We start from the raw sequence: 12,142 nt of genomic DNA, 5'->3' as shown, positions 1-12,142 counted from the left end.
CTTCTCCTGCTGTTATATGATCGCCAACGGCTGAATGGCGTGATGTTGTTTGTTAGCGCCACAAAAGCGTGTGGCTGGCGCAGCCCGTTTAGCTCACATGGTGTCGGGTACGATATTTATCGATCAGCACGGCAATAATGATCACCGCGCCTTTGATAACCAGTTGCCAGAAATAGGAGACGCCCATCAGCGTCATGCCGTTATTCAGGGTGGCGATAATCAGTGCGCCGATCAGCGTGCCGGTAATGGTGCCGATACCACCAACGAAGCTGGTGCCCCCTAAAATCACCGCAGCAATCGCGTCCAGTTCATAGCCGACACCGAGGTTGCCGTTGGCGCTGTAAAGTCGTGATGCGCTCATCAAACCGCCCAGCCCCGACAGCAAACCGCTCATGCCGTAGACAAACAGCAGCACCGCGCCGACTTTAATCCCGGTGAGACGTGCTGCCTGCATGTTGCCGCCCACCGCGTAAATATGTACGCCGAGCGTGGTGCGTCGCAGGATGAACCAGCACAGCGCAATCACTGCAAAAGCGATTACAATCAGCCAGGGTACAGGACCAAGATAGCCATTGCCTATCCATTCAAAATTGATGTCAGAGTTGATAACCGTGGTGCCATCTGCCAGCAGATAGGCGGCGCCGCGCAGCGCGGTATAGGTGCCCAGCGTGACGATAAATGGCGGCAGACCGGCCCAGGCGACCAGAATGCCATTAAACAGCCCCATCGCCAGTCCGGCCCCGAGCGCCATGGGAATAGTCATTGAGGCCAGCATGGGATCAAGCGAGGCCACCAGCGCCACTACCGCTGTAGTACCGAGCATCGATCCCACTGACAGGTCGATCCCACCGGTCAGGATCACAAAGGTCATGCCTGCCGCCAGCACAATGTTGATTGAGGCCTGGCGTGTGATATTCAGCAGGTTTGCTTCAGTAAAAAAATTGGGGGCAATAAAGCCAAACACCGCCACAATCAGGATCAGAATCGGTAAAATACCGACCGTTTGTAGCAGATCGCCCATCAGGGCGCGTTTGAAACCCGGCGCTTTGGCGCGTGCGGTTGGTGCTGTCATCTTGTTCTCCTCACACTTCAAGCGGCGATGCGCTGTGCGCACCGGTCGCCAGCGTCATGATGTTTTCCTGACTGATCTCCTTCTCTTCCAGCTCACCGGCGATGGTGCCTTCACGCATCACGTAAACGCGATCGCTCATGCCCACCACTTCTGGCAGTTCGCTGGAAATCATTAAGATCGCCACGCCCTGACGCGCCATCTGCTGCATCATGCGGTAGATTTCACTTTTGGCCCCGACATCCACGCCGCGCGTTGGCTCATCCAGCAGCAGGATGCGTGGCCCGATGGCGACCCAGCGCGAAATCAGCAATTTTTGTTGGTTACCGCCAGACAATCCCCCGGCACGCACCTGCGCATGCGGCACGCGAATGTTAAGGTTATCAATCGCCTCACCGGCAATTTTCTGGCCTTTACGCCGGTTCAGCAGGCCATAGCTGGCGTCCCGCTCCAGGGTTGCCATCACAATGTTCTCCTGCGCAGCCATCTCCAGAAACAGGCCCTGCTCTTTGCGGTTCTCAGTCAAAAAACCAATACCGCGTGCAATCGCATCACGCGGTGAGTGGATACTGACTTTTTCTCCATCGATCCAGATCTCTCCCTCTTTAGGCTTGTGTACGCCAAAAATAAGCTGTGCCAGTTCGCTGCGTCCGGCGCCCACTAACCCCGCCAGCCCAACGATTTCCCCTGCCCGCACCACCAGGCTGCTGGGGTGCACTTTTTACCATCGCCGAGGTGATTCACCGCCAGGCGAATGTCGCCGAGGGGAATATTGCGATCTTTGTTAAACAGGTCACTCAGCGGTCTGCCGACCATCATGCGCACCAGCTCGCTGGCGTTGAGGTTTTCTCGCGTCAGGCTGCCGACATATTGCCCGTCACGTAACACGCTAACGCGATCGGACAACTCGTAGACTTCCGCCATGCGGTGACTGATGTAAATAATGGCCATGCCGTCATTACGCAGGCGTTTGATCAAGGCAAAAAGCTGTTCAGTTTCGCGGTTGGAAAGCGCGGCGGTAGGTTCGTCCATCACCAGAATGCGGCTGTTGCGATGCAGCGCACGGGCAATTTCGACCTGCTGCTGCTCAGCAATACTCAACCGGCTGACCAAATCATTAGCACTGAATTGCGCGCCTAAACGATTAATAACCTGCTGCGCCTCATCGGCCATTTGTCGCCGCTTTACCATGCCGCCACGGCTGATTTCACTGCCCAAAAAGATGTTTTCTGCCACCGTCAAATTTGGAGCCAGGTTGATCTCCTGATAGATCAGCGTGATGCCTGCCGCCAGCGCCTCTTTTGGCCCTTTGATGTCACAGGCTTTACCGTCAATATGAATTTCCCCGCTGCTGGCGCTATAGGCACCGGCCAGAATTTTCATCAGTGTGCTTTTTCCGGCGCCGTTCTCTCCCATTAGCGCATGGACTTCACCCGGATAGACCGTGAGATCGACCCCCTTCAGCGCATAAAAGCTGCCGAAGCGCCGGGTAATCTCCCGCATCGTTAATATCGGTGTGGTTGTCATCTGCCCGCTCCTGCTGACCGTGAATGTCAGGCAGTTAAGCAACGCCAGATAAATGGAAAATGTCAGCGCGCATTCATATTTGTCATAAATGGCCGCTGCCGCGCTCTTATACTCGCCCCATTCGCGGTAAGGGAGACGAAGTATGCAGCGCGATTATCCCTGGCAGGCAGGCGCACGCGGTCGCCTGCTGCTGTTCAATTTACTGGTGGTGTGCGTCACCCTGATGGTGAGCGCAGTGGCGATTACGGGCTTTCGTCATGCAGGATCGATTCAGGAACAGGCGCAGGCACAAACTCTGGCAGACATGAATGGCAGCCTGGCGCTGGCACGCGATACCGCCAGTGTCGCCACGACGGCCGTGCGGCTGTCGCAGGTGGTGGGCGCGCTGGAGTATCAAAGCGAGTCGCTGCGTTTACAGCAGAATCAACAGGCGCTACAACATTCACTGTCACTGCTGGCGTCTGCGCCACTGGCTGCGCGCCAGCCGGAGCGCGTGGCGCGTATCAGTAATCGCAGCCAGATGCTGGAACAAACCATCTCTCAACTGCTGCGTACCGGGCATCAGCGCCATTTACAGCGCAATAGCATGCTGAGCGGGTTGTGGCAGTCACAACTGCTGCTCAGCCATATCGATACGCTGAGTCAGGGGACGGCGTTTGCGCCCGATGCCGCACTGCGCCAGCAAACCGAACGGCTCATCACCGTTGCCATCCATACGCCCTCACCCGTTGCCGCCATCAGTCAGTTGCAGGATGTGATGGCCCAGTGGCGCAGCGTGCCGGTTAGCGGCGTACTGGCGGATAAAGTTCAGCGTTTACTGGATACGCAGCAGCAGCTGGTGCCGCTGGCAGCCGAGCTGGAGCAGAGCGATCTGGCGATCGCCTACTCAACCTATCGCATCAAGGCACTGGTGGCGATGCTAAATGAGGAGATCACCTCTTACGTACAACAGGTGGCACAGCAAAGTGAAACCCGTACCCTTGCCACGCATCAGGAACTCGATTCCATCATTGGTTTTATCGCCCTGTTTGTGCTGCTGGCGTTGGTAATTACCTGCTACGCCGGTTACTACATTTATCGCAATTTAGGTTCCAGCCTGACGGCGATTGCCGCAGCGATGACGCGCCTCGCACAGGGTGAGCACACCAGCGTGCCGGGTGTACAGCGCCGCGATGAACTGGGCGATCTGGCCCGTGCGTTTAACGTGTTTGCGCGTAATACCGCGTCGCTGGCGCACACCTCACGCTTGCTAAAAGAGAAAAGTAATCAGCTCGAATCCACTTTTCTGGCGATGCGTGACGGTTTCGCCCTGTTTGACAACAGCGGTCAGTTAGTGGTGTGGAATGCGCAGTATGCGCAGTTGCTTGGCATTGAATCGCGCGAACTGCATCGCGGTTTGCATTATCAACAGCTGTTACAGCGGCTCGGTATTCAGTTGCAGGATCCTGGTGAACCACAGGAAGTGCGGCTGGCCGATGGCCGGACGCTGGAGTTACGTTTTAGTCCGGTGCCGCGCCGTGGCATGGTGAATACGGTGCTGGAGCGGACGGCGCGTAAGGCGCTGGAGGAGGCGCTGGTGCACAGCCAGAAAATGAAAGCAGTAGGCCAGCTTACCGGCGGTATCGCGCACGATTTTAATAATTTGCTGGCAGTGATTATTGGAAGCCTGGCGCTCACCCAGGGCAGCTGCCTGCTGGCCCGCTTACCCACCGCATTGAACGGGCGCGTCAGGCAGCCGATCGCGCCGCACTGCTGACGCAACGCCTGTTGGCCTTTTCGCGCAAACAGGCCCTTTACCCGCGTGCGGTATCGGTAGTGTCACTGGTCGATAACCTGCAAGGGCTATTGCAGCACTCGCTGCTGCCAGGGCAACAGCTGGTGATTGATGCACAGCGTCCCGGCTGGCCAGCATGGATTGATGCCAGCCAGCTGGAAAATGCCTTGATGAATCTGGTGGTCAATGCGCGTGATGCGATGAACCAGCAAAGCGGTGAGATCCGTCTGCGCATCTGGAATCAGCGTCGCCTTGAGCAGGGCGAAAAACGTGACAATGTCACTATTGAGGTGATCGATCAGGGCAGCGGTATGACGGCTGAGGTGCGTGAGCGGGTTTTCGAACCCTTCTTTACCACCAAAGCCACGGGAAGCGGCAGTGGTTTAGGCTTGTCGATGGTGTACGGTTTTGTGCGTCAGTCGGGTGGTCAGATCGAACTGGATACTGCGCCAGGAGAAGGCACCCGGGTACGCCTACTGTTACCGCGCGCCTCCGGGGCCGTTGTGGCGAACCCGGTCGTGGCACCAGTGCAACCCGATGCTGCAAGCGATAGGCTGGTGCTGGTCGTTGATGATGAACCGGCGGTACGCCAGACGCTTTGTGAGCATCTGCACCAGCTGGGTTATTTAACCCTGGAGTGCGGCGATGGCGAACAGGCGCTGGCGCTGTTGCGTCAAACACCGGATATCGATCTGCTGATCAGCGATTTGATGCTGCCGGGTGAAATCAGTGGTGCTGAGGTGATTCGCCAGGCACAACAAAACTGGCCTCAGCTTGCCACGCTCTTGATCAGCGGCCAGGATCTGCGCCACCAGCCCGTTACGCTGCCGCTGTGTGAGCGGCTGGCGAAACCCTGGCAGGAGGCGCAGCTGGTCCAGGCGTTACAGCGGGCGTGGCAACGCAGCGAACGGCTTAGTCGCGCGCAGCAGGCTGCCACAGCGGCACCGTTTTCCCAATAATGTAGCGTTTGCGCAGGCGGCTGGAAATGGCATCCATGACCATCACAACCGCCACCAGGATCAGGGTGATAAACATCACCACGTCCCAGTTCCACAAGCGCATGTTTTCGGCATAGACCAGGCCTACCCCACCGGCGCCGACAAATCCCAGCACTGCCGCCGAGCGGGTATTGGATTCGATTTGATACAAACTGAGCGCCAAAAAGCTGGGGAAAGACTGAGTAAATATGCCGAAGCGATGTTTTTGCAGGCTGTTGGCACCCAGCGCGCTCAGGCCACGGCTCGGTGAACGTTCTACTGCTTCGTGGCCCTCGGAATAGAGTTTGCCCAGCAGGCCTACATCCTGCATCACAATCGCCAGCACCCCCGCCAGCGGCCCCATGCCCACCGCACGCACAAATATCAACCCCCAGATCGCCATGTCAACGCCACGCAGCAGATCAAACAGGCGCCGCACCAGCAGCGCAACCGGTTTAGCTGCCCGTTCGTGCATGACATTACGCGCGGCGAGAAACGACAGCGGCAAGGCAATAATTGATGCGGTAATGGTGCCGGCAAACACGATCGCCAGGGTAATACCAATCTGAGACAGGTAGTAACCAAAAGGCCAGCTGGCGAAATCACGCCAGACAAACATCCGCAGGAAGTAACGGCCTAGCTGCTGCACACCGTTTGTCAGACGACTCCACTCAATGCCGAAGACGTGGAAAAAGAACAGGTAATAGAGCAGCACGGCCAGCGCAAGCAGGCCGATACGGCGTAAATAGCGATTTTGCGCAGCGAACAGTTCCTGGTGTTGCTGTCTGAGCTTTGCAATATCCGGAGCAATGGCAATCATTTTTAACCCTCAACCACGCGACGACGCAGACGACCGGAAACCGTATCCAGCAGCGACACCACGATAATAATCAGCAGTAAGGTGATGCTGACCTGATCGAAACGATCGAGCTTGATATTGGTCATCAGCTCCTGACCGATACCGCCCGCGCCCACCAGACCCAGAATGGTTGAGGAGCGGAAATTGACCTCTAAACGCATAAAGCCGTAGGAGAGAAATACCGGTTTAACCTGGGGCCAGAAGGCAAAACGCATCCGTTGCAGCTTGCTGGCACCGCAGGCCGCTAACCCGCGTACCGGTTTGTCCGATGCTGATTCAATCGCTTCGTAAAACAGTTTGGTCAGGCTGCCAACGGCATGCAGCGCCAGCGCCAGAAAGCCAGGGATCGCGCCGATACCGAACGCCATCACGAACATCACGGCCCAGGCCAGTTCAGGCATGGTGCGTAAAAACGCCACGAAGGAACGAATAGCAAAACGCACAGCAGGTGGCGTCTGGGTATTATCAGCGGCAAAGAAAGCCAGTACGGTTGCCACGGCAACGGCGACAAGGGTGGACGCCAGCGCCAGTTGCAGCGTTTCCCAAATCAGCGGCAGCTGGATGTGTAACCGGTAGCCCCAGTAAGCCAGCGAACCTTCTGTTTTGCCATCAGCAAACAGCAGAGGCAGATGCAGTACCGGAATAATCTCGCGGAGGTAATCAAAGAAATGCGGCAGCGATTGCCAGACATTGACGAGGTTAAATTCCGCCACGTTGCCCGCTGCGAGATAGAGCGCCACCAGCAGCAGTGACCAGAGCAGCGAGTCGCGTTTCTGCTGGCTGCGGATGCGTTGGTAATAGTGTTCGAAATCGGTCAAGAGTCTTTCTCCGGGATGGTGGCGCGCTATCCCCCGCTGATCCTTACGCGCGTTGCGGAAAAAATCAGGACAGGAGACAGCGCGCTGGCGTCAGCTCATTAGCTGCGGCTGCCCTTCATCAAATCACGTTTCATATCAATAATGTTCTGGTAATCCGCCACGGTTGCCGGGCCGATATGCTGCTCACCGCCGACCGCTTTAACGAAACAGGCGTGATCTTCTTTATCCAGCTTTTTAATCGCAGCAACCACTTTCTCTTTAAAGTCGGCGGGCAGCTTGTTGCTGACCAGGACCGGTCCGTTGGGAATCAATGGCGACTGCCAGATGATGCGAATTTTCTTCATCAGATCGGGCTGATCCATACGGATCATGCGGGTAAAGGCACCCGAGGTATAACCGGTGTTGTAATCACCCACCATTGAGGTCCAGGTCACGGCACCCGCAAACTGGTCGTTCAGTACGCCGAGAATGTCCTGCTCGTGGCCGCCAGAGAACGTCACGCTGGAGAAGAAATTGTTATATTTGTCATCAACGCTGCCACCAAACTCTTTTTTAAACGCCTGGTTCGGCATCAGGAAGCCTGAGGTTGAATCCGGATCAGCCATGCCGAATGATTTACCCTTTAAATCTTCCAGCTTCTTGTACGGGCTGTCAGCTTTTACCACCACCACAGAGTGGTACCCTTTTGAGTGATCTTTATCGTCAACGACAATACCCACCACATCGACCGCTTTAGGATCTTGCAGGTAAACCGACGCGAATGACGCTGGCGACATGCTCAGCACCATATCGATTTTGCCGCCCAGCAGACCCTGAATAACGCCAGAATAGTCAGACGAGTTACGCATCTGCGTGTCAACGTTCAGCTCTTTATCAAAAAAAGCCTTCACACACTGGTTATCGCCAATCTGCTGTGTGGCGTTCTGTCCACCCAAAATACCCAGATTAAGCTGTTTCGGTGCATCCGCTGCGTTAACACCAAAAGCCATCAAAGCGCCAGTCAATAAAGCTAAAGAAGTCAGTTTCATTCGCGGTTTTTCTCTTGCCGTGGGAGTTAGTGGAGCTGGTTAATTTCATCACCGTACAGCTGGTGTAACAGGCTGTCGGTAAGGTGTGAAGGATGTCCGTCGAACAGCACCACGCCGCGCTGAATGCCGATGACGCGGGTGCAATATTTTTTAACCAGTTCGATGGAGTGCAGGTTGACCATGACACTGATGCCCTGCTCGCTCACCTGACGCAGCACATCCATGATGCGTGTGGTGTTTTTCGGATCGAGTGATGCCACAGGCTCATCTGCCAGCAGAATTTTGGGGTTTTGCATCAGCGCACGGCAGATTGCCACACGCTGCATCTGCCCACCTGACAGGTTCTCTGCCCTCTGTAGCGCCTGCGGCAGCATGTTCATCCACTGCAACAGTTCGATGGCGTGGGCGCGGTCGGCATCGGAAAAGATTTTAAAGAAAGATTTCAGCGTGGATGTCTGGCTCAGGCGGCCTAACAGCACATTGGTTAACACATCCAGGCGCGGCACCAGGCAGAAATCCTGAAAGATCATGCCGCACTCGCTGCGCCACTCACGCATCTGGCGGCTGTTCAGCGTAACCACGTCGCGATCGGCCTGACCATGACGCAGCGTGACAATTGCGCCTTTGCTTGCAGAGAGGGTTCCGTTGAGCATGTGCAACAGCGTCGATTTGCCTGCGCCTGAGCGGCCTATCACCGCGACCAGTTCACCCGCATGCAGATCGAAACTGACATTATCGAGCACCCGGTTTTCGCCATAGGCTTTACTCAGTCCCTGAACCGATAATACTTTTTGACCGGTCTGGCGGGCAGACGGCAGATCGTTGTCTACCACCGTTTTCAGAAGCGCCTGTGCCATGATGTTCTCCGTTGTTACAGATAAGTTCTGCGCTTATTAAGGGCAAGCGGGATGAAGGCTGAATGACAGTTAAGTGATCAAACTATGACAGGCTGATCGCTCCCCAGAAAAAGGGTTAAGCCGTCACGCGCAGGCTGAACCTGCTCAGGCAAACGATTGTTTGCTAACCAGTTATCCATCTCATGACTCAGATGCGTAAGCCAGGCCTGACGCGGTGCTAACCGCTCAATAATCGCTAACGCCTGAGTGACATCATTGTGGTTACGCGCCTCGCTGCCCGGCGGATCGTTGCAGTCCACCACGAGTTGATCGAGCGGTTGCCCACTGAGGTATTCATGGGTTTCGGGTGGCAAGCCGCAGGTGTCGCACAGCCACGCCAGGCGGGTGCCATGCCAGTCAAACAGATAGCCGTGCGTGAGGCGCGAATGTTGTAGCGGCAGCGGCGTAACCAGCAGGTTGCCAAACTGATGCGGCACAAACGGCGTCAGCGGCGGGCGGAAATCGAGTAAGCCCGGATGTTTAAACAGATCGTCGCTGCCCTTTTCATCGGGCGGTCCCCACACCGGAATCGGTGTGCCTTTGCCCCAGCGCAGCATGAATAAGCCCTGAACGTGATCCATGTGATAGTGCGTCAGCAGAATGCGTGTCAGTTCGCCCGGTTGAAAACGCTCAGTCAGTAACGGCAGCCCGGCGTCCAGCAAAATCCGCTCATTACCGATCTCAATCAGGGCGCTACAGGGTGCCCGTTTGCGTTTTTCATCGCGCCGGGCGCGGCTACAGGCCGGACAGTCACAGCCAAACAGCGGCGCAGCGGTGACGCCACCCGTTCCCAGAAAGGTCAGTTTCATCTGTGCGACTCCAGTAACTGGCGCAACTGCTGTACCGTCTCTGCCAGTGCGCCATCGTTATTGAGTATCAGACAGCCCTCTGGCTGCGGTTGTGTTGCGCGCTCCAGGCGTCGGGCAATCTGCGCTTCACTCTCCCGACCGCGCTGGCGCAGTCGGGCTGCCAGCACGTCGGGCGACACTACCAGGCAGATCGGCAAGAGCTGCGTACCATAATGCTGTTGTGCCTGCGCCAGATGCAGCCGTGATCCGTTGACCACTACGCTCAACCCCTGCTGTAACCACAGGTCAACCTCGCAACCGATGCCGTAATAAAAACCGTGTGCCTGCCAGCTAACCCCGAACAGCCCCAGCGCCGCGCGCCGGGTAAACTCGGTTTCCGTTAAGGCGACGTGATTTTCACCCCCTGCATCAGCGGCGCGCGTAATGTAGCGATGGGCGATCAGCAGCCCGTCAGGCGGCACTTCCCGCAGCGCATTAAGCAGGCTGTCCTTGCCCGATCCCGACGGACCTGTCAGCCAGATCAGCCGCGCCATCAGTAAACCTGCCTGCCCTGTGACCATACGTGGCGGATATGCGGATGACCGTGATCGGTATGGGCCAGTACCACATCGGCACGACGGCCTTCCGCGATCACCCCGCGATCCTCCAGCTTTAGCGCCCGGGCGGGGTTACGTGTCACCAGTGCAATTGCCTGGGGCAAATCCAACGCATTGCGCTCGTCGGCTGCCAGACGAAACGCGGCATCCAGCAGGCTGCCGGGATAGTAATCTGATGAGAGAATATCGAGCAGCCCCTGCGCTGCCAGCTCCCAGGCCGCAACGTTGCCAGAATGTGACCCGCCCCGCACGATATTTGGTGCGCCCATCAAAACCTGCATCCCGCGATGACGTGAAGCGCGTGCTGCTTCCAGCGTGGTAGGAAACTCAGCGATGGCGCTGCCCACGCCAAAGGATTCGTCAACGTGTGCTGCCGTTGCATCATCATGGCTGGCGAGGGCGATATGGCGCTCGCGGCACAGCGCAGCAATAGCCTGACGATTTGGCTGTGACCAGACGGCGGCCAGCGCCAGTTGGTCATGCTCGAACGCATCCATTTGTTCATCGTTGAGCTGATATTTGCCCTGATAATATTCGCGGTATTTATCCAGCGACGCATACTGCCGCTGGCCTGGCGAATGGTCCATCAGCGACACCAGCGCCAGTTCCGGGGTGGTCATCAAAGCTTCAAACAGCGGCAGCGTGGTGTGATGCGGCAGTTCACAACGCAGATGTAGCAGATGTTCGGCACGGTTTAGCCCTTTACGGTTGCTGTCGCGGATCGCATCGATCATTTTGCTCAGGTTATCGAGGCGATGCCCGCCGTCACGCACGTCGCCGACGCCAATCGCATCCAGCACCGTGGTAATGCCGCTTGCCACCATCAACGCATCGTGGCTACTCATTGCGGAGTGGGCTGGCCAGTCAACTTTCGGACGCGGCGTAAAAAACTTGTCAAGATTATCGGTATGCAGTTCAACCAGGCCCGGCAACAGAAATGCGCCTTCCCCATCCAGTGCGGCTGGCTGCTGGCTACGGGTTTCGCTGAAGCTGGCGATCACCCCGTCACGCATCTCCAGCGATCCGGCGACCACTTCATCTTCCAGCACCAGCTTAACGTTATTAACGATTATGCTTCTGATCATGCTTCCGCTCCTGATTTAACCGGTTGCATGACGTGCAGGCGATCCGCCACCCGTTTACGCACCGCGTCATCGTGGAAAATCCCGACAATTGCGGCACCGCGTGCGCGTGCCTGTTCAATTAAAGCCACCACGGCTGCGCTGTTGGCACTGTCGAGCGATGCCGTGGGTTCATCCAGCAGCAGCACCGGATAATCGGCGATGAATCCTCGCGCAATGTTGACGCGCTGCTGTTCCCCGCCGGAAAACGTTGAGGGTGCCAGCGACCAGAGGCGTTCCGGTACGTTAAGGCGCGTCAGCAGTTCTTTGGCGCGCTTTTCGCAAAAGCCCGTTCAACACCACGTTCCAGCAGCGGTTGCATAACAATCTCCAGCGTCGGTACGCGCGGTATCACACGCAGAAACTGACTGACCCAGCCAATCGTGTCGCGCCGAATGGCAATAATCTGGCGCGCCGGTGCCTGGGCCATATCCACCCATTCGCCTTGATGCTGTACCCAGATATGACCGCTGTTGGCCTGATAATTACCATACAGCGCCCGCAGCAGGGTCGATTTTCCACTGCCTGAATGACCGTGCAGCACAACGCATTCACCCTGACTGACCTCAAGGCTGGCATCCTGCAAGACCGGCAGCGCAACGCCGCTCTGGTTATGCAGCACAAAGGTTTTGTATAAATTCTCGACGCGAAGATGAGTGTTCATGTGA

Annotated in this window: 8 protein-coding genes and 3 pseudogenes; 1 reads left to right on the top strand and 10 read right to left on the bottom strand. The window is 56.8% G+C overall.

Annotated elements, in window-relative coordinates; genetic code table 11:
- Window positions 1-88: 88 nt before the first annotated feature.
- Both O3W44_RS01785 and O3W44_RS01780 read right to left on the bottom strand, forming a co-directional pair.
- Window positions 89-1,072 (bottom strand): ABC transporter permease subunit, encoded by a 984-nt coding sequence (locus O3W44_RS01785; protein ID WP_269291755.1) that lies wholly within the window; start codon window positions 1,070-1,072, stop codon window positions 89-91.
- Window positions 1,073-1,082: 10 nt separating this feature from the next.
- Window positions 1,083-2,596 (bottom strand): annotated as a pseudogene (locus O3W44_RS01780) (sugar ABC transporter ATP-binding protein).
- A gap of 142 nt (window positions 2,597-2,738) precedes the next feature.
- On the opposite strand from O3W44_RS01780, the pseudogene O3W44_RS01775 reads away from it, so the two are divergent.
- Window positions 2,739-5,329 (top strand): annotated as a pseudogene (locus O3W44_RS01775) (ATP-binding protein).
- Here O3W44_RS01775 and phnE (O3W44_RS01770) read toward each other — a convergent pair.
- From phnE (O3W44_RS01770) to phnL, 8 genes and pseudogenes are all read right to left on the bottom strand, one after another.
- The gene (phnE, locus tag O3W44_RS01770; RefSeq protein WP_269291754.1) at window positions 5,283-6,167 is read right to left on the bottom strand and encodes a phosphonate ABC transporter, permease protein PhnE; all 885 of its coding nucleotides are present in this window, start codon (window positions 6,165-6,167) and stop codon (window positions 5,283-5,285) included. The pseudogene O3W44_RS01775 and the gene phnE (O3W44_RS01770) overlap by 47 nt on opposite strands.
- A 2-nt stretch (window positions 6,168-6,169) precedes the next feature.
- Window positions 6,170-7,024: a phosphonate ABC transporter, permease protein PhnE gene (phnE, locus tag O3W44_RS01765; protein ID WP_269291753.1), complete on the bottom strand. Its 855-nt coding sequence runs from the start codon at window positions 7,022-7,024 to the stop codon at window positions 6,170-6,172.
- A gap of 98 nt (window positions 7,025-7,122) precedes the next feature.
- On the bottom strand, window positions 7,123-8,052 hold the full coding sequence (gene phnD, locus O3W44_RS01760; protein ID WP_269291752.1) for a phosphonate ABC transporter substrate-binding protein: 930 nt from the start codon (window positions 8,050-8,052) through the stop codon (window positions 7,123-7,125).
- Window positions 8,053-8,078: 26 nt separating this feature from the next.
- Window positions 8,079-8,909, bottom strand: coding sequence for a phosphonate ABC transporter ATP-binding protein (phnC, locus tag O3W44_RS01755; RefSeq protein ID WP_269291751.1), 831 nt, complete (start codon window positions 8,907-8,909; stop codon window positions 8,079-8,081).
- 77 nt (window positions 8,910-8,986) lie between these two features.
- Complete coding sequence (gene phnP / locus O3W44_RS01750) at window positions 8,987-9,757, bottom strand: phosphonate metabolism protein PhnP (RefSeq protein ID WP_269291750.1); 771 nt, start codon at window positions 9,755-9,757, stop codon at window positions 8,987-8,989.
- Window positions 9,754-10,290 (bottom strand): ribose 1,5-bisphosphokinase, encoded by a 537-nt coding sequence (gene phnN, locus O3W44_RS01745; protein WP_269291749.1) that lies wholly within the window; start codon window positions 10,288-10,290, stop codon window positions 9,754-9,756. Before phnN ends, phnP begins: the two co-directional genes overlap by 4 nt.
- Entirely contained in the window at window positions 10,290-11,426 is a 1,137-nt protein-coding gene (phnM, locus tag O3W44_RS01740; protein ID WP_269294340.1) for an alpha-D-ribose 1-methylphosphonate 5-triphosphate diphosphatase, read from the bottom strand. Before phnM ends, phnN begins: the two co-directional genes overlap by 1 nt.
- Before the next feature lie 8 nt (window positions 11,427-11,434).
- Window positions 11,435-12,138, bottom strand: a pseudogene (phnL, locus tag O3W44_RS01735) (phosphonate C-P lyase system protein PhnL).
- Window positions 12,139-12,142: the final 4 nt, after the last annotated feature.

This window comes from Pantoea sp. LMR881, assembly GCF_027157825.1.
GTDB lineage: Bacteria > Pseudomonadota > Gammaproteobacteria > Enterobacterales > Enterobacteriaceae > Pantoea > Pantoea haifensis.
Note: the sequence above shows the minus strand (reverse complement) of the source record. Positions and strands in the feature narration are given on the sequence as shown.